Origin of the sequence: Thalassotalea agarivorans (genome assembly GCF_030295955.1) — a bacterium.
In the GTDB taxonomy this organism is placed as follows: domain Bacteria; phylum Pseudomonadota; class Gammaproteobacteria; order Enterobacterales; family Alteromonadaceae; genus Thalassotalea_D; species Thalassotalea_D agarivorans.
This window is the reverse complement of the sequence record NZ_AP027363.1, coordinates 611,266-630,742: the sequence shown is the minus strand read 5'-3', so window position 1 is coordinate 630,742 and position 19,477 is coordinate 611,266. Positions and strand designations below refer to the sequence as shown.

15 protein-coding genes are annotated in these 19,477 nt (G+C 42.6%); 8 read left to right on the top strand and 7 right to left on the bottom strand.

Going from position 1 to position 19,477, the window contains the following annotated elements; all coding sequences use genetic code 11:
- Positions 1-63: 63 nt before the first annotated feature.
- From QUD85_RS02930 to QUD85_RS02920, 3 genes are all read right to left on the bottom strand, one after another.
- Positions 64-1,791, bottom strand: coding sequence for a DUF4856 domain-containing protein (locus QUD85_RS02930; RefSeq protein ID WP_093328015.1), 1,728 nt, complete (start codon positions 1,789-1,791; stop codon positions 64-66).
- Positions 1,792-2,009: 218 nt separating this feature from the next.
- On the bottom strand, positions 2,010-3,056 hold the full coding sequence (locus QUD85_RS02925; RefSeq protein ID WP_093328016.1) for a hypothetical protein: 1,047 nt from the start codon (positions 3,054-3,056) through the stop codon (positions 2,010-2,012).
- Between the two features lie 65 nt (positions 3,057-3,121).
- Positions 3,122-5,233: a TonB-dependent receptor gene (locus tag QUD85_RS02920; RefSeq protein ID WP_177168845.1), complete on the bottom strand. Its 2,112-nt coding sequence runs from the start codon at positions 5,231-5,233 to the stop codon at positions 3,122-3,124.
- Between the two features lie 184 nt (positions 5,234-5,417).
- Here QUD85_RS02920 and QUD85_RS02915 point away from each other — a divergent pair, with 184 nt between their 5' ends.
- Positions 5,418-5,948: a CIA30 family protein gene (locus tag QUD85_RS02915; RefSeq protein ID WP_286219625.1), complete on the top strand. Its 531-nt coding sequence runs from the start codon at positions 5,418-5,420 to the stop codon at positions 5,946-5,948.
- 1 nt (position 5,949) lies between these two features.
- On the opposite strand, the gene QUD85_RS02910 is transcribed toward QUD85_RS02915, so the two are convergent.
- The gene (locus QUD85_RS02910; RefSeq protein WP_093328021.1) at positions 5,950-6,708 is read right to left on the bottom strand and encodes an SAM-dependent methyltransferase; all 759 of its coding nucleotides are present in this window, start codon (positions 6,706-6,708) and stop codon (positions 5,950-5,952) included.
- 104 nt (positions 6,709-6,812) lie between these two features.
- Between QUD85_RS02910 and QUD85_RS02905 the strand changes: the two genes are divergently transcribed.
- The 3 genes from QUD85_RS02905 to QUD85_RS02895 all read left to right on the top strand — a co-directional run bounded on the left by QUD85_RS02905 (position 6,813) and on the right by QUD85_RS02895 (position 8,731).
- Positions 6,813-7,439 (top strand): DUF1326 domain-containing protein, encoded by a 627-nt coding sequence (locus QUD85_RS02905; protein ID WP_093328023.1) that lies wholly within the window; start codon positions 6,813-6,815, stop codon positions 7,437-7,439.
- A gap of 137 nt (positions 7,440-7,576) precedes the next feature.
- Positions 7,577-8,206, top strand: a complete 630-nt coding sequence (locus QUD85_RS02900; RefSeq protein ID WP_245732060.1) for a DUF2182 domain-containing protein — start codon at positions 7,577-7,579, stop codon at positions 8,204-8,206.
- A 66-nt stretch (positions 8,207-8,272) separates the two neighbouring features.
- A complete protein-coding gene (locus tag QUD85_RS02895) occupies positions 8,273-8,731 on the top strand; it encodes a VF530 family protein (RefSeq protein WP_093328025.1) in 459 nt (152 codons plus the stop codon).
- 2 nt (positions 8,732-8,733) lie between these two features.
- Here the strand turns inward: QUD85_RS02895 and QUD85_RS02890 are convergent, their stop codons facing one another.
- Entirely contained in the window at positions 8,734-9,951 is a 1,218-nt protein-coding gene (locus QUD85_RS02890; protein ID WP_093328027.1) for a multidrug effflux MFS transporter, read from the bottom strand.
- A 14-nt stretch (positions 9,952-9,965) separates the two neighbouring features.
- Positions 9,966-11,135 carry an alkane 1-monooxygenase gene (locus QUD85_RS02885; protein ID WP_093328029.1) on the bottom strand — a complete coding sequence of 390 codons (1,170 nt, stop codon included), beginning with the start codon at positions 11,133-11,135 and terminating at the stop codon, positions 9,966-9,968.
- Between the two features lie 199 nt (positions 11,136-11,334).
- Between QUD85_RS02885 and arsH the strand changes: the two genes are divergently transcribed.
- Both arsH and QUD85_RS02875 read left to right on the top strand, forming a co-directional pair.
- Positions 11,335-12,096 (top strand): arsenical resistance protein ArsH, encoded by a 762-nt coding sequence (arsH, locus tag QUD85_RS02880; protein WP_093328031.1) that lies wholly within the window; start codon positions 11,335-11,337, stop codon positions 12,094-12,096.
- A gap of 196 nt (positions 12,097-12,292) precedes the next feature.
- The gene (locus QUD85_RS02875) at positions 12,293-13,315 is read left to right on the top strand and encodes a porin (protein ID WP_286219623.1); all 1,023 of its coding nucleotides are present in this window, start codon (positions 12,293-12,295) and stop codon (positions 13,313-13,315) included.
- Here QUD85_RS02875 and QUD85_RS02870 read toward each other — a convergent pair.
- Positions 13,312-13,905, bottom strand: a complete 594-nt coding sequence (locus tag QUD85_RS02870) for an OsmC family protein (RefSeq protein WP_093328035.1) — start codon at positions 13,903-13,905, stop codon at positions 13,312-13,314. The genes QUD85_RS02875 and QUD85_RS02870 overlap by 4 nt on opposite strands.
- Before the next feature lie 136 nt (positions 13,906-14,041).
- Here QUD85_RS02870 and QUD85_RS02865 point away from each other — a divergent pair, with 136 nt between their 5' ends.
- Both QUD85_RS02865 and QUD85_RS02860 read left to right on the top strand, forming a co-directional pair.
- Complete coding sequence (locus tag QUD85_RS02865) at positions 14,042-14,515, top strand: Lrp/AsnC family transcriptional regulator (protein WP_093328037.1); 474 nt, start codon at positions 14,042-14,044, stop codon at positions 14,513-14,515.
- A 441-nt stretch (positions 14,516-14,956) separates the two neighbouring features.
- A complete protein-coding gene (locus QUD85_RS02860) occupies positions 14,957-19,366 on the top strand; it encodes a thrombospondin type 3 repeat-containing protein (protein ID WP_093328038.1) in 4,410 nt (1,469 codons plus the stop codon).
- Positions 19,367-19,477 lie beyond the last annotated feature (111 nt).

The following is a 19,477-nucleotide window of genomic DNA, read 5'->3' as shown; positions in this document are numbered from 1 at the left end:
GAAGAAAGCTCGGATGTTGCCATCCAAGCTTTTAGTTAATCCTTTATTGGTTTGTTTAACACATTACCAATTAAGTACATTTTCTTCATCGAGACTAAGCGACGTTGCAATCATGGTACGAGCCGTTTTAAGGTCTTCGATATATGTCGCGACAGTTGTCGTATCTAGGTCTGGAGATACATCCATTAAACGATGAATCTCATCGAAATCCGCATCTGAAATTTCAGAATAAGGGTTAAATTGCAATCCAAGCGCAAAACCTTTCATTTCAGAGAAATGTTTAGCTGTATCTTCTAAATTGAAATCGTCAGTACCAAGGTTCTCTAAGTCAGCAATTGTGTCATTGATATAATGAACAACTGTTGTAGCAATAGCGCGTTCCCAACCTTTTGATACCGCATCACGATAACCTACAAGCTCTTCCATTTGCTCAGCTGATAACGCCATTCCTGCGTTTTCATTAATTAAGCTACGGCCAGCGAGTAATGCTTCCATAATATCTTGTGTGTAGTTTGTAGGGTTTGTATTACCTACAGTGCCACGGTCACGTTTGGCAGCATTGGTTGAATTACCCCAGTTATACTCTGATAGTAAATCGATTACACCATCACCGTCTGTGTCATGCTTACCGTTCCAATCAGCTCGGCCGTCTTCTTCACTTTCAACCTTGCCCGCTAGTTCATTGTCGTTATATGACAAGTAGTTACGCGCCGCACCAAAGTAACCGTAACCTTCGTCAAACTGATGCTCTAAATTGCTGTAAGATTTGCCATCTACCGCAGATACGTTGTCTGTAGTTAAGCCTTTGCCTTCAGTTTCGTCACCAAAGTAGTCATCCATTGCTTGCGAGTATGCAACTGCACCTAACAAGAATTTTTGAATAAGTTGTTTAAGGTCTGTGCCATCAGCGTTCAGGTAAAGCTTGGTAATAATTGCACCATCTGCGTCTAAACGTTGGTTACCTAAAATATATTGTTCAGCATTGTCAGCCAATTGACCGAATAGAATGTCAACTAAGCCTTCTGGTGTAGTATCTGAATCCCAACCTGTCATAGTACCTGCAACTGTCCAGTCTTTGTGCTGACCTGTTGCATCGTTACCAGCAATTTTACCCACTAAGCTCTTATAGCTTGCGATGTCAGTAAAGAATGTTTGTTTTGTACCTGTTGTGAAGGTAATTGGGAAGTTGTCCCATTGCTCTTCAGTTGTGCGGAACAAACGGTCAAGGCGATCTAATACGTCTTGGCGACTTGCGATATTACCTGCGTCAATTTCTGACTGTAACTGTTCACCAATAAAGTGGTTTAGTTCTGCAATTAATGCATGACGAGCGATTTGGCCGCTATATGAAACACTAGATTCACCGTCAACAAACTTACTAGCAAAACCATAGAAATCTAATTCATCGGTAATTTCGATAGTAAGTGCTTTAGAGAAAGTATTGCCCGCGCTATCTTCTACTTGAACTGTTACGTCAACTGATTGGTCAACTTCAAAGTCAAAAACTACAGATTCAGCCAGTGCTAATTCATCACCTGAAATGACGAAACGTTCATCAGCGGTAGTAAACGTGAAGGTATCGCCTGCATCGCTATCTGTTGCCGATAAAGTACCGATAGTTGCTGCCATAGCATTCTCGGCTACAGTGTTTGAACTAAGGGTAATATCTGTCGGTGCAGAATTACTTGGAGGAGGCGTTGTTTCTGGATCTGAAGAGCTTGAACCACATGCTGATAACAAAGCAGTAGAAGCGATAATTGCACTGCTAATAAGAGTCTTTTTGAACGTCATTTTGAAACCGATTGTTATTGAACTGTATTTTTATGTGGCTAGTGTAGTAAATGAACATGCAGATGTAAATAAGAATTAGTATCATTTAGTTTAATAAATTTATTTAATATAAAAGTCTGCAACATTATCAATAAGTTACAACTCAAATTATTTTACTATTTATTTACATTTGATCATTAACACAACAATACGATAAAAATTAAATCAAAATAAAAGTGTTAAAAGCGATAGGTTGTTGAGGCGATAAAATTTTCTCTGCTGCCACCAATGCCAGCTTCAGCATGAAACGACCAGTGCTTGGTAACATCCCAGTTAAAACCAATCAAAAAGTTAATTTTATCTTTGTTCTCTTGGTTAATAACAAAGTCTAGGTTTGTCACATCATCTAGCCCAGGAATATCAGAAGTATCTAAAGCAAGCGAACCTGCAACGTCGAGCTCGGCATGCAAATAAGTAATACCGACAAAAGTCGATAGCGTCCCCCAGTGAGCGGCATCAGTTGAAATACCAATACGCGGAGACACATTGATGGCCGTTACATCATCTTGGAGTATATTAAGGTCTGTCACTACGTAGGTAACTGGCAAGGTGACAAAGAAACGATCCCACCCCATCGCCAAGTTAAAACCTATAGAGTAGTTTGAGCCTGTATACTCAGGTTTAGCAATACCGGCGAAGGTGCGTACACATGCGTTTGGCGCGAACAAACCGTCACAGTTGATACCCAAAAATTCGAGTAGGTCATTGCCTTTGATCTGAATAGGTGCGTCTGCAGAACCTTCCATTACGCCATAGGTGGCATAGAGATTCAAAAAAGGAAACACCCAGACATCGGCTTTAAGCTGCAAATTGGCATTCTCTGCCCTTGCTGTACCAAACTGCACAAAATCGATCGGAATCTTTTCACTGCCGTTGATACCAACAAATAAATCAGTGAGTAATAAATCTTGAGAAACCGTGTTGGGCACTATGGCAATACCAAATGGTTTTGGTAGGTCAAATCCAAGATCTAACACGTTTTGTGCGAAAAAAGGTAAGGGTCTGTCCCACTTAACGGGGTTGCCGTCCTCGTCCAGCAAGGGTTCACCAATTTTCTTTTGTTTTACCGTGGCAAATTGCTCTGTTTTTGGCAACTCTTGTCCTTGGTCACAATTGCACAATACTGCCTCATCTTCAGCGCTTAATTGCTCTGACGATTTTTGCTCAGTTGCTTGTGCACTCAAGCACACAATTGTCATTAATATTGCGACCAAACCTTTAAACATAGATTCTCAAATTTTATTAGATTTATTATTAGTTTAGATGTTTTTTACTAAAATACTTAGATTTATTACCAACGCGCAGTCAATCCAACATAGACACGTCTTGGTTCACCTGGAAAATACCGGTCACCTGAAAAACCACTAAAATCAGCGCGCTCAGCATAGAGTTCATCAGTGATATTAAGCAGCCTTAATGCTAGTTGAAAATGTGCGTTTATATCATATGTGCCTCTAAAGTTAAAAACGTTATGGCCTTCATAGCTATGTAAATTTTCCGGGTCGGTAAAATAGTCACCTTGGTGCACCCACTCTAACTCGGCAAACAATGAATTTATTGGCTGCCAGCTCAACTGCATACTACCAAAGTGTTTAGGCGCAGAATCTACTTGGTTGCCATTAATATTCACGCCATTGAGCACTCTGTCTTGATCGTAGGTATGATCTGCATAACTGGCGCTTAGTGACAATTGCCAATCTTCAAGAAAGCGGTAATCAGCACCAAGCTCAAGACCTTGATGGTTCGTTTTGCCATTATCGACATTAAAGAAATCCGAATCCCTAAAAATGACATTCGACTTTTTCATACAAAACGCCGTTAAATCCCACGAAAAGTTTTGATGTTGCTGCCTTAAACCAAGTTCACTGCCAACAATTTCTTCTGGATCTAGCTCTGCTACTTGTTGATCGCGCTGCAAACGATAAAGTTCGGTTGCCTGGGGCGCTCTAAAGCCATGCGATACGTTGGCAAATACTTGTGTGGTATCACTTAGTTCATATACAGCACCCAGTTTTGGTGAGACAGTAAAAAAGTTATCATCGCTATCTTCTGGTCGACTATAGCGACAGCCGCCAAAACCACATGGGTTACCAAACTCATCTGTTCTTCCTGAAAGCATAAGATTATCGTATTGATACAAGGTATAGCTAAAACGAGCACCAGCGCTTATTAACAATTGCGAATTTAATTGCCAGTCGATTCGCGCAAATGGGTCTACAACAAACGCGTTTACTTGATAATCATATTGTTTACCCTGCGGAATAGTGGCTTGTAAAAAGTCACTACCTTGCGTTGGCTCAGCTTGTGTTTGCTTTAAGAAACCATCGGTAAACTCAACATCTAATCCTGCAGTAAATTGCACATCGGCGCTAAGCTCGGTAAACATTGCACTTTGCAGACCAAGGCTATCCTGACCATTTTCTTCTACCGGTGTTCCCGGTAAAAAATGCATTTGAAAGTCCATTCGAGTATGTCTTAGATATGGCGTAATCTGCCATATTGTGTCTCCAGCATTTAACTGCCAGCGTGAAGCGAGGCGCATCGCTGTGCTGTTTCGATAAGCATCTGGGTTAGGATTCGTTTTTCTCAGTGATTCATCTTTGTATGCGTCTTCACCCACTAAATAGCCAGCAGTGTCTTGATCAAGATGGCTATAGCTAAACCAGGTTTTAGCGTTTCCTTGTTCGAAATCAAGCTCATGCGTTAATGTAGCTTTTTGTTGGTTAAAGCCTGCACTATCGCGATAGCCGCCATCATTCGTGTATGAAAAATCACCTCTAAATCCATGATTACCTTGGCTATATGACTGTGAAAGTTTGCCTCTAGCATAGTTATTTGGACCGGCATCTAAGGTTAGATATCCATCGTTTTGTGCAACATCGGGCGTGATCACATTAACGATGCCATGCATCGCGTTGGAACCAAAAACTACCGTGCTTGGGCCTCTAATCACTTCTATTGCTTGCGCCATTTCGGTATTTGCGTCAAACAATTCATTGATATTACAAAAGCCTGAAGCGCGCAGCGGTACACCATTTTCGGCAGACAAAATGCTACCGCATGCACCAGCTCCTGTTAGTACGGGAGAACGCAGCGCCGGTAAATATTCTTGGCCATTGCCACGGGCAAAATTAGCGCCAGGAATTCGCAATAAACTTTCTTGCACATGCGTGTGCGCAATCATCTCAAGGGTTTGAGCATTGATTTCATCACCGCTAAATACGCTGGTTTTTAACGCTTGCTCCTGACGTGTACCGGTAACGATAATTTTTTCTATTTCGTTGTTATCGGCAGACTCCTGCGCGGTTGCAGAAGTAGATGTGAACAGGGCTTGATTGAGCACGGTAGCGCTGAGTAACGTCAGCGACACATGTTGAATTTTGTTTGTTATTGTTAACTTCATTGTACTTCTATTTAATAGTGAATTCGCCAAGGCGAGCATATTGTAGCGATTTTACGTCCACTCGCCCACTTTTGATCAGCTTCAATCACCCTATTGACCAGAAAAGACAAAAAAGTCGACAAAAAAGTGATTCAAACATGCAATGGCAGCGTATAACTAAAACCAGCAGCAACGAGATATGAAGATGATTATACCCATAGCCACTTTACTGATAACGCCAGCCGCAGGCGATATGCTGGTAACAGATTTTTCCAACCAACATCAATTGCGTTGGCAAATTGTCAACGACACCGTGATGGGCGGACGCTCGTCTGCTAGTTTTGTTGAAGAAAATAACGAAGCTATCTTTCGTGGCAATCTATCGTTAGAAAACTATGGCGGATTTGCCAGTATTCGAGCCGCTATAAAACCAATAAACAAAGCCGCTTCCAAAGTCGCTATTACTGTTAAAGGTGACGGTAGAGACTACCAACTGCGTTTGTATTCTCGCCTTTATTCGGGGCAAGTCTCATACCGACACATGTTCACCACGACAGAGGAATACCAAACTATCATGTTGCCCATGGACGCATTTATCGCGACATACCGTGGACGCTTGCTTACAGAGCTGGATCCTATTGCTTGGCAACAAGTGATAGGCGTAGGCTTTATGTTAGCTGACAAAAAGCCGGGGGATTTTGCGCTTACCATTAAAGATATTCGCTTTATGCCATAAGCTAAGACGCGATTTTCTCGGCAACATAAACGCCATAGCTCCAGTAAGCTTTATATTTTTGGTACATGGAGATTTCTTGTTGTTGCTCTTCAATAAGCGCATCAACCTCTGACGATTTTTCTGGAAACTGCGCTTTAAATGAGTCAAAGCGTTCTACCAAAGGTTGAAAATAATTGTCGACCCAGCAATATTCTGGCAACGGAAAATAACCCAATAATTTGTAGCCATTTCTTTCAAGCTGAGCGATTTTCTCTCCTGCAGTTGCCACTTCGGGGTATTCTTTTTGCCAGTGATTGGTCAATTCATAAGGGCGGTTCTGTGTTAACCACGTTAATTCTGACAATACGATCTTGCCACCAGGTTTTAAGAACTTTCGCCAAGCTTTTATCCCTTGCTTAAAACCAATATTGTATATCGCACCTTCTGACCACAACACGTCAAATTGTTGCTCTTCAAATGGCAAATTAGCCATATCACCGGTTTGAGCGGTAATTTTATTTGCCACGCCTCTTTGCTCTGCCCTTACCTTTAGTTCTTCAATAAATGCCGGCAGAAAATCTATGGCGGTTAGATCGCAGTTAAAATGCTCTGCCAATGTAAGCGCTGCTGCACCTGTGCCACAACCAATATCAGCAATGGTTAGTCGTTGTTCAGCATTTACACCAGCAAGACGGGCAGCAAGTAAAGTTTCATCCTGCCCACCAGGCCCTTGTCTTAATTGTCTAATATGTAATTGAATCAACAAATCAAAGTCTGTCACATTGCGCCCTTTCGTGAATATTGCTAATTAGCCTAAGTGTTACACAAACGTGCTGATTTGCCGAACCTTTACTATACTTTTTAAAGATAAAAAGGAGAGACAATATGTCAGAGCAACTCGAGTGGGCATTAAAAATGCACCAAATAGAAAATTGTAGTTGTAGTCACGGATGCGGATGTCAATTCGGTGGTCACCCAACAAGCGAAAATGGTGGCTGTGAAGCGATACTAGGCTTACAAGTGATTGAAGGCCACTACCAGACTCTTAATTTAACCGGTATAAAGATGGTGTTTGCAGCCTCGTGGCCTGGCGCTATGCATGATGGCAACGGCACCGGTGTTTTATTTATCGATAACCAAGCATCTCCAGAACAAGTAACAGCACTAGCCACAATAATGTCTGGCCAAGCAGGCGGGATGCCGGTAGCTGCAATAGCGACGTTATTCAGTGCATTTGAAGGGCCAATTATGGCCGACATTGACGTCAATGAAGACGATTATCGCTCTTCGGTCAATATAGAAGGTGTCGTTTCCGCGCAGCAAACCCCTCACCTTAACCCGGTGACTGGCGAGGAAAACCATGTGCATATTACCTTCCCTAGTGGCGGCTTTATGTGGAACGATGGTAAAATAGGGAAAACCGACCATATGCACATAAATCGTGGTGCGCTTAATTTTGCCTTTTCAGATACCTTTGCCGCCAATGCTGTTGTCAATTGGCCTACCGCGTAGCACAGTAAACTGAACAATAAAGACTTTCTAAGAATAACAATATGGAATCAATGTTGCGCCGAACCTTCGGCCTTACTTTTATATTACTGACCATTTATCTGTGTTGGCACTATATGCTATTTGGCATGACTATGAACATGGAGCCAGTTTCACAATGGCAAGCGCACGATATTGTCATGTTGTATGTCATGTGGGCTGTGATGATGGCTGGCATGATGCTACCTTCGGCGCTACCGGTGTTATTGCTTGTACAAAAATTTAATCAACGGCAAACGCAGGCTCACCATCGCAACGTACCTATCTCAGTTTTTGCCGCGGGCTATCTGCTCGCTTGGTGTTTATACTCTGTACTTGTCACTTTTTTACAATGGGGATTACATCACTTTACTTTACTCACTCCAATGATGGATAGTGCCAGCCAAGTGTTTAGCGCAGGCATTGTAATTGTTGCAGGGTTTTATCAGTTTTCTCCCTTAAAACAGCGCTGTTTGCAGCTTTGCAGATCGCCGATGAGTGTCGTGATGAAGGGATGGAATAACAATAAATTAAGCGCACTAAGCGTTGGATTTAAACACGGTAGCTACTGTGTTTTATGTTGTTGGTTTTTAATGGCGCTATTGTTTGTTGGTGGCGTAATGAATATTTCGCTTATCATCGCGCTGACGCTACTTGTTATTCTTGAGAAAACTTTCCCCAACGCCAAGGCATTTTCATATACGGTAGGCGCAGCGCTGATCATCTTTGGTATCTATTTGCTGTTGCAATAATCGTGTTTCTTATCTTAGACGTAAAAGGCTATAATAACGCTATAGCCCCTTTGAACACACACTAAGATGACGCACAGTACAGAGCAATATCAGAATAACCCTTTGCATGGCCAATCATTGGAAAAAATCGTCACCGAACTGGTGGAACATTACGGTTTCGATATTTTGTCGGCTTATTTGAATTTAAATTGCTTTAAAAATAATCCGAGCGTTAAAGCCAGCACCAAGTTTCTTAAAAAAACAGATTGGGCGCGTCATAAAGTCGAAAGCTTTTATCTATACCAATTTAAGAGTTTACCGCGCGCAAGTGACGAACAATTTGAGTTGCCACCACGAGATCGCATTATTCCTATGGATCAAAAAGCGGGCGAACCAAAAGAATTAAGCTTAGAAGATGCCGAACGGTTACGCGAAAAACGCATGCGTAAAGCACAGCAAAGAGATCGCGGCAACAAGCGTGGAAGAAGCAACAGTCGTCGCTCAGAAAAACCATTACCCGCTGACCCTTGGGCTAACCACAGGTAATACTAACTGTCTATCGCCTCATAAAAATTGATGAGCCAAATGACCACCAATGATACAGATGAGGCGATGCAAAAACTCACCACTAATGGCATCACGCCAGATTGAAAAAAAGTACCAATGTATTGCGCTAATAGCGCCGACAACATGGTTGATACAAAGCCAACGATCGCCGCGCCAAATCCAGCTACCTTGCCCAATGGCTCCATAGCTAATGCGTTCATATTGCCAAATAAAATACCTAGACAGAAAAACACTAGAAGCAAATAAATGGACGTTTTCCAAAGCGCAGGTAAGCCCTGATAAAAGGTACTAAGCGCAGCAAATAAAACAGACACCACAAGCGTTACTATTAGAGCCCTGTTAACCATTGGCCGCATACCAACTTGCATCACCAATTTACCATTTACAAACGATGCAATACCGATAGAAAATGCGAGTACAGCAAAGTAAATTACAAAATAGTCACCTAGCTGATACTCTAGTTGAAACAACTGTTGCGCTGAACTGAGGTAAAAGACAAACGGGCCCGACATAATACCTGCGGCTAGTGTGTATCCCATGGCTTTTTTGTTAGTAAACACTTGCTTTGCCATTTGCCAATAGCCAACTATGGAAAAGGTTTGTCTATTTTCTTTATCAAGGGTTTCAGCCTGCCTTAATAAGAACCAGAGAAGCGAAACCAGCCCGATCAGTGCAATTGCAAGATAGATTGCATGCCAGCCAAAAAAGACTAGCACTAATTGTCCAAACATCGGCGCCAGCATAGGCACGAGAATAAAAAACATCATAATAAATGACATGACTCTGGCCATCGCCCTGCCATTATGTTGATCTCTAATGATTGCCATCGATAATACGCGTGGCGCTGCTACGCCAATGCCTTGAATAAACCGGCTCCACACCAAGGTGTCAAAATCTAGCGCAAATAGTGCCATCAGGCTGCCAATAAAAAATATAATGAAGCCCGCTATCATTGCTGGCCTGCGACCGATGTAATCTGAAAGCGGCCCAAACAACAACTGCCCTAGCGCTAACCCAACAAACAAGTAGGTAATGATTTTTTGCGTTTGGCTTAAATCTGTGGCGCCTAAGTCTTGCCCCATCAGAGCGAGAGCAGGCAACACCGCATCAATAGACAAGGCCACTAGAGACATTACTAGCGCCATCAGGGCGACAAATTCAGTTAATGGTAGTGATTTATGTTGAAAACGAGAAAACATAGCGGCTCTATTTTTTAGTTGCTATCGGCGTTAGTAAAGCCTTTCAAACCACAGGTAACATTAGCTTGTTCCGCCATTATTTTTTCGGCTTCATTGGCAAAGCTGTTATCCCATTCAAGTACCTTTGGCGTCATGATTCGGTGCCATAATGGGGGCACCATAGCGATAATAATTGTAGTTAGATAGCCCGCAGGCATCATCGGAGCATCATGATAAGGTTGCAAATCATGATAAGGCACACGACCTTGTGCATGATGATGAGAGTGACGCGTTAAATTAAACGTTGTCCAAGAGCTTAATCGTCTGTTGGTGTTCCAAGAATGGTAGGGTTGTACCCTATTTTTAGGTGCTCGAATCAGGCCGTAATGCTCCATATAATTCACTATCTCTAATAGTGCTTTTGCCCATAGGGCACAGGCGACGAAGTACAGCAGAGCAACAATACCCCCGATAAAATAAGCTATCACAAGCAAAACAACACTCATCAAATAGCCGCGAATAGCGCGATTTTGATAGGAAAATACAGCTATTTTTTTACCCATTAATCGTTTTGCTTCTATTCGCCAAGCACTAACGTTGCCTTTTATCGTAGAAATTATGATGTGGGCGTAAACGTTGCGACCTCTCGGTGCCGTCGCCGGATCGTTTTCAGTGGCTACGTATCTGTGGTGACCATAGATATGCTCAATAGAAAAATTGCTATCAAAGCTAAAGGCCAAAAGCCATCGGCCCACTATCGTAGAAAACTTATCCCAGGTTCTATGAACAAGTTCGTGTGCGGTAATGGTGCCAAGTAGTCCTATCATTAATCCGGTAAGCACCAAGCCTGAAACATGGTGTGCTGTATCCGTATTTATTTTTGCTGTTATAAAATCATAATTGAACTGTACGCCGAGCCATTGTCCAAACCCAAGGGCATCTCCGGCACTTACGCTCCAAATAAAAGAGAACACCAATAAACTTAGTATGGGCAGAGCTAACCACAATTGTAGCGTATAAAGGTTGGGAAATTTTACTTCAGCCGTTGATGTGTCTTCACCAAACAACATATCACCCAAGACATAAAACAGCACAACTGCAAGCAGGCCCCAGCTGATAAATTGGCCGCCCATCAAAATGGCAACGAGCGAAAACAGTCCAACAACATGTATCGATAAAAACTTGCAAAAATGCAACAGCGCCATATTTGTCTCTACGCATTAAAACCCTTATTACAATTTACGCACGAAAACTATTATTTTCCAGAAACAAAGGGCGACAACTTGCAGATAATTAGCATTGATAAATTAAGAATCGCACCAATATAGAAGTTTCCAATGATTAAATCGTCTTTTCACATTGCCGTTCGTCTAATAGACAAAACGTTCAAAGACTGGAAACTATATGAACTACTTACAAAACCAAACCTTTAATTTTAGTGACGAGAATGTTACACAAAGCACTCACAAACCGCGCGTGCTGATTTTATATGGTTCACTGAGAGAAAAATCGATGAGCCGATTCGCCGCAGAAGAAGCAGGCCGCATACTGACCTACTTCGGTGCCGACGTGAAGTTTTTTGATCCAAAAGGTTTACCTTTGTTTGACAATGGCATTTCTGTTGAACATGAGAAAGTGCAAGCACTGCGAGAACTCGTTAAGTGGTCTGAAGCGCAAGTTTGGTCTTCACCAGAAATCCACGGCAATATGTCTGGCGTAATGAAAAATCAAATAGATTGGATCCCACTAAGTGAAGGTGCTGTTCGACCAACTCAAGGAAAAACACTTGCTGTAATGCAGGTAAGCGGTGGTTCGCAAAGTTTTAATGCGGTAAATAATATGCGAATCCTAGGTCGCTGGATGCGCATGCTAACTATCCCTAACCAATCGTCTGTGGCGAAGGCTTGGCAAGAGTTTAACGACGATGGGTCGATGAAAGCCTCTGCTTTTCGCGAGCGCATCGTTGATGTAATGGAAGAACTAATGAAGTTCACCTTGCTTACTCGCGATCGTAAAGAGATGCTAGTAGACCGCTACAGCGAACGCTGTGAAGCTGCGGCCAAGGAAACCAAGGCCAAAGTAGAGCAGGCACAAGTTGTTGAAAAACCGAAAGTAAAGGCAGCCTGTTGCCCGCCAACTAAAGCCACTAAAACGGAGTGTTGTTAATCGTTAAAAAGCTCAGCCTCTGGTTGAGCTTTTTGTTTTATAGCGTTAAATCATGCTTACTTATTGCAACTAGTTGTGTTTAAAAAATAAAGACAAATTGTGCTTCTCGTTAATTTTTCTCTATGATTAACAATACTTTCTATAACAATGACTACATTTTTACCAACGTATGAACAACCGTGTTGCTGACAATCAAATGACAAAAAGCCTCACTAAGGTCGCTCTTGCTAGTGGCCTGTTATTGGGCTATCTGTCCTCGGCGCAAGCAGATTCAGAACTAGATACAGTGACAATTTACGGTAAAGCAAATATATCGCTTCAATCCTCCGACGATGGTGAAGGAAGTTTTACCGAGCTTAAAAGTAATGCCTCTCGTATTGGCTTTAAAGGTAGACTTGCCATTGCAGAGGATATCGACGTGTTCTATCGAGCGGAATTTGAGGTCGATATGGATGGTGACGAAGACAATGTGTTTGAGCATCGCAATATTTATGTCGGCTTTCATGGTTGGTTTGGCGAACTCTATTTAGGCAGAAACGATAGCGCGTTAAAACAGTCGGTGGGCCGCACAGATATTTTCAACGATTTAGAGGGCGATATCGTAGGCTTATTTGTGGGTGAAAATCGTCCATCGAACTCAATTACCTACAAGTCCTCGTCAGTGGCTAATTTTCGTGTCTGGATAACCTATATTGCCCCCGAGCAAAATGCATTAGGACAAAAAGAAGAGACTCAATCATCTTACGCCTTGGTCTACGGTGATTCACGTTTTGAAAATGGTCCTGTGTACCTTGCCCTATCTGCTGATGTAGGCGTAACCAGTTTAATGGCGAGGGTAAATGGTTCTCTAGGCCGTTATGACGTAGCCAGAGCGACAGGCCAAGTCGACGTTGGTGGCGGTTTTATTCTTGGCGGTATCTACCACACACAAAAAAATATTACGACACAACAAAAAATGGATGGCTTTAATGCATCACTGAGATACGTGCACGAGGCTTTTGTTGTACGTGCGCAATACCAAAGCGCGACATTTGACCAAGAAGGTACAAATGCCGGTCTATCATTGGGGTTTGATTATACGTTGAATGAGCGTGCCAAACTTTATGCGTTTTATAGTGGTTTTTCGATAGAACAAAGTGACCTTGCTACCGACTATGATCCTGCACTAGCCGCCATCAAGCAAAAGTACGCAGGCTTTGGTGTCGAGTATTATTTCTAGCCTTGGCGACTAATAACTTCTTCACCGTTATACACAAGCCTAGTTGACCACGGGATAGGATTTCGCAGTGCAAAATGCGCCATACAGCCATTCTCTGCTTCATCCAATAGATCTTTAATGCGTTCTTGTGATTCTGGACTATCGATAATGACATGCGTTTCTACAACATCGCAGCCGCCATCAGTCATGTAACCGTGTTCTCTCATGTGACCTAGGTTTGTTCTAAATACAATACGTTGTTCTAACTTAAGACTGTCCACCTGAATTTTACGGGCAGTTAAGATATCGGTTAGGTGAGTCATCAGGCAAAAGCCAATACCAGCAGAGAAGAACGCGAGTGGCGGCGGCGCCGTATCATCGCCAACAGGTGGCTGTTCATCGCAGTAAAGCTTTACTGGGCTAAACCCTGGAATATTAACTGACACTACCCCTGTTTTTTTCTGTTTAGTGCTTGCTTCCGCGCTTAAATTTACCTCAAAACGATAAGGTTCTGGATGTTTCGCTTTTGAAAAAGCAGAAGGATTGTATTGCGTAGTACTTGGTTGGCTATCACTGAGCTCGCCAACATGATATTGCGTTTTGTTTGTCATTGTCTGTATTCACTTTAACGAATGGTTTATTAGATCCTATGTCAAATCTGATGAAAGATGTCGTCAATTCTTACTTCAAAGTCGTTATTTATGGTGCTATTCTTCAAAAAATAGCCATAGATTGACGGATACCTCCATGCTTTCAAAACAGGACAAAAATTTACTTACTGCGTTGCAACAATCAGGACGCCTGTCTATTGTTGAATTGGCAAAACAAACTCATATGTCGGAGTCGACGTGCTTACGCAAAACAAAGCACTTAGAAGAGCAAGGTATTATTATGGGGTATAGCGCAATGTTAGACGCCGAAAAAGCCGGCTTTGGTGTTGTAGCCTTCGTACAAGTGAGTATAAATCAAAACAATGAAGCTGAATTTGATGGCTTTAAAAACGCAGTGCAAGCACATCCGCTTATCCTAGAATGCTATTCTTTATCGGGGCAATATGATCATTTAATGAAGGTAGTAGCACGAAGCAACAAGGAATTGTCGCAATTTATTCTAAAAACGCTACGTAGCTTCCCAGACATTAAAGACGCACAAACCCTATTTGTGCTTGATCAAGTTAAACATACCACAGCGCTGCCCGTTGATTTGCCTGAACACATCTAAACGTTGCCCGTTACTTAAGCCAGTTTCCTTAGTTTTTACCAACATAGCTTTATGTTGACTCCTTAACGTCAACGTAATCTCTGTTTTCTCAATTTTAAGGCATACTCGGTCCGTAATTGAAAATAAAATAAACCGCCCTGCTTATTTCAACAAACCAGTACAGTCAGTACCTTCCGTAATTAATACATACTAACTTATTCGTATAACTCACCAGCAATGTCAAATTTATAACATTATGGAGCAATTTTTTATTATTTAAATCGGTTGCGATTGACTACTATTTAAACTTCATTTGGTTAATTGTTAACAGTTATCATATTTTTGTTAACTAAACCGATTGTAAATAGTTGTTGCAATGCATGTGTATATAGAACTCAGCACATGTAGAAGTCGGCAACAGATAATAATACTAATAACCCCGACTATAGGGAAAATGAAAGCATGATTACTTCAAGTAAAAAAATAGTCAGCGCTATGCTGTCCACTTCATTGTGGATTGGCGTAGCGTCGACAGCTTTTGCAGAGACAACAAATGTCGAAGCTGAAGGCTACTCGACTATCGGTGGTACCTACCAAGACGGTAACCCTCAACCGATAAACATTTACAGCGTAAATGGAGTTCAAGCTATAAATTTTGTAAACCGTGGAGATTTTGCAGAATACGATGTTAGCGTTTCAACCGCTGGTGAGTATTCCATTGAATACCTAATTGGTACGTCAATAGCGAGCGGAAGCGCCATAGAAATTTCAGTGCTTGTCGACGGAAATTGGCAATCCGCTGGCTCAACAAATGTTCCGCTAGGACATTGGGACAACTTCCAAGCGTTGGCTGCCACTAACAATATTTCATTAGCACAAGGCACTAACCGCATTAAGATCACTGGTGCTGGTACGCACGATTGGCAGTGGAATTTAGATGCCTTTTCATTAACACTGGAAACGCCAGAAAACCCTGACAACCCTGACAATCCTGACAACCCTGACAACCCTGACAATCCTGACGACGGAAACACTGGACAACCAGGCACACCATTTACTATCGAAATGGAAGCATTCAACGCTACGGGAAGTGATGACCCTAGAGCGCAAGGTATGATCATCGGTGAGCGTGGTTATCCTGAAGATAAACATACTGTCGTTGATAGTAACCAAACAACCGACTGGGTTGACTACAACATCAACTTCCCAGTATCAGGTAATTATCGCATCGAAATGTTAGCATCTGGCCAAACTAGCCATGCAACAGCAATCTTGTTTGTTGATAACGTCCAAATCAACGAAGTTCCAGTAGATACTGGCAACCAAGCTGTTTTCCAAGATTTTGAGTTAACCGACTCTACCTACATCTCTGCTGGTGCACATACCATCAGAGTGCAAAGTGGTAGCCAAATTAACGAATTCAGCTGGATGTGGTTTGGTGACGCTTTAACTTTCACGCCGCTTGATGGCGGTTCCACTGATGGTGATGCAGACAATGATGGCGTTCTAGACAGCGTTGATACGTGTCCAAATACACCTGCAGGTGCCCAAGTCGATGCCAATGGCTGTGAAATTATCGTCGATAACGACACTGACAATGATGGCGTAGACAATAGCATTGACCAATGTCCAAACACACCAGCAGGTGCACAAGTTGACGCTAATGGCTGTGAAATTGTTGCAGTTGTTGACGCAGATAATGACGGTGTAGAAGACAGCTTAGATATGTGTCCAAATACACCAGCAGGAGCGCCAGTAAATGGTCAAGGTTGTGCAGATTCGCAACTTGACGCTGATAATGACGGTGTATCTGATGACATCGACCAATGTCCATCAACACCAGCAGGTAGCGTGGTTGACGGTACAGGTTGTATTGTTGTTACTCCGCCAGCTGATTCAGACAATGACGGTGTAGCAGATACCTTGGATATGTGTCCAAACACTGCAACTGGCTTAACCGTTGACAGTCAAGGTTGTGCATTATCACAACTAGATTCAGACAATGACGGTGTAACTGACGATATCGACCAATGTGCTAATACGCCAAGTGGCGAAACAGCAAATGCGACAGGTTGTTCTTCTTCACAAGAAGGTGGCGGAACGGACCCTGGTACACCTCAACCAGGTTTGTTGTACGGCGAACTAGCTGGCGCGATGAATGTTTCTGATACTAACCCTAACTGGGAACGCACTACCGATCTGTTACAAACAGAAGACAGCATTAAAGGCAATACCACCGAAGTTTATACCGGCTTTATCTACGATGCTGACGGTCATATTTCATTTTATGAACACATTGACGACAGCGTCCGCTTATACATTGATGGTGTGCTAGTACTTTCAAATGATAGTTGGGAAGCTTCATCACAAACAACTGACTTAAACCTAACACCAGGTACCCATGAAATTGAATTGCGTATCGGTAATGCTGATGGCGGCAGCGGCGCAGTTGACGGTATTGGTTTTGGTATCGATGTCGACGGTGGTACTAACTTTGTTCATCCTTCTACTTTGAGTGAAAGCATTTTTACCTCAGTAGGTGAAGAAACTGGTAACCCAGACTTAGAACAAGAAGGGGACATTATCGTAGAGCTAGAAAGCTTCGTTTTCACAAGCACTAACGGTCGCGTTGGTGGTGATAGCGTTGAAGGCTTTAGCCCAACAGCTACAGGAGTCAACTGGGTGACCAATGGTGACTATGGTGACTATATGGTGACATTCGAAGAGCCTGGCACATATAGCGCTTACATCACCATTTCTGCAGCAAATGATGGCAGCTATGGCGCACGTGTTGATGTTGATGGCTGGCCAGTTGCCTGGGGCTACTTTGGCGGCACCGGCAGTTGGGACGTATCATCTGAAAACCTACTTTACGGCGGCACTTTTGTTGTTGAACAAGCAGGTGAAAAGGTTGTTCGAGTTGAAGCTATTGGCGGCTCTGATTGGCAGTGGAGTGGTGATAGAGTGCGTTTTACTCGCCTAGGTGATGTAACCGCAATTCCTTCGCCAATTTACAATCCAGACGATCACTTTGTTGCTGAAATCCAAGGTCCACAAACAGACGTTACTTACCTTAAGAAGCCGGTAGAAATACCTGCAAACAAGAAAGTACTTAAGTCGGATGTTTGGTATACCTACCCTCAAAACAGAGAACTTGAAGGTTATGATAACTTTGGTGCAACCGGTGCATTCTGGGGACACCCGCCTGAGCATGATTTTTATGACGATACTGTCATCATGGATTGGGCTGTAGATGCTGTATATGCTTTCCAAGCTGAAGGTTATGAGTATACGGCACGTGGTGAGTTTGACTGGGGCTATGGTTGGTTCACTGAATATACCACAAACCCGCAACCTCATTATGTTCGTACGCTGGACGATAGAAATGTCAGAATGACGTTTATGGGCTATTTAAGTCATGATGGTTATAACAACAACTGGCTGAGTAATCACAGCCCAGCGTTTGTTCCATTTATGAAATCTCAAGTAGACCAGATCCTAAAAGCAAATCCAGATAAGCTAATGTTTGACACCCAAACAAACTCGACGCGTTCAACTGATATGCGTGATTTTGGTGGTGACTTCTCGCCTTATGCAATGGAAAACTTCCGTGTATGGTTGAGCAAAAAATACAGCACTGGAGAACTAGCGGCATTAGGTATCAACGATATCAATAGCTTTGACTATGGTGACTTCTTAAGAGCACAAGGTGTAACTCACACCTCTTGGTCAAATGCGGGTGATACACTGTCTGGTAATATTCCACTGCAAGAAGATTACATCTACTTTAACCGTGATGTATGGAATCAGAAATTTGCTGAGGTGTTAGATTACATTCGCCAGCAACAGCCAGATATTGAAATTGGTGCAAGTACCCATTTGTTTGAATCTCGAGGTTACGTGTTCAATGAAAATCTTACGTTCTTATCAGGTGAATTAAACCTAGGTGCAAGAACAACGATTTCAGAATTGCCGACTAACATCTTGGTTCACTTAAAAGGTGCTCAAGCAGTCGATAAAACACTAGTTTACTTCCCTTATCCATGGGAATTCGACGAACTTCGCTTACAAGATGCACCGCGTTTCGGCCGAGGCTGGGTAGCACAAGCGTATGCATATGGTGGCCTATTCTCTATTCCTGCTAACGTTTGGGTAGGTGGTGAAGTATGGACTTGGTCGCCAGGTGCAGACAATTACCGCGATATCTACTTGTTTGTAAGAGCACAAGCTGATTTGCTAGATGATTACACCTCGTATTCTAAAGTAGGTCTAGTACATGCAATGTACTCTTCAATGAAAGCAGGGTTTATTGATGGTGGTAACCAAATCCAATCAAGTACTAAGCTACTAACAGAAGGTAATATTAACTTCGACTTACTCGTGTTTGGTGATGAAGGTTACCCTGTTGTTCCGCGTCCTGAAGATTTTGACAAGTTTGACCATATCTTCTTCGATGGTGACCAGCAGTACTTAACCGCCGAGCAACAAGCGTTGCTAGACCAACAAGGCGATAAAGTAAGACATATTGGCCAACGTGGCACTGTATCAGGGATCGAAATAACCGTTAGCATTAACGGCACGGAATCAAATGAGACTGTTTCAGCAGTTTCACGTATCCATGAAACAGATGCTGCTGCACCTTATGTTGTGCACTTGGTTAACCGTCCGTTTGCTGGTGGCGTTACACCTACATTAAACAATGTAGAGGTTGCGATTCCACAAAGCTACTTCCCAGAGGTAGTTACAGGTGCAACCTTGCACTTACCTGACGGTACAAGTACTCCATTGACGCTTTCAACTAACGCCGATGGCGACGTTGTATTGCCAGTCAATAACTTAGAAGTTTGGGGTATTTTAGAACTAGCGCACTAGTCTGAAAATACAGTCCATTTTAAAAAGCCAGTCACTGTGAAGTGACTGGCTTTTTTTTGCTTATTAGCTGTGCCGTCCAATAGTATTAACGGGATCACGTACAAAACATTA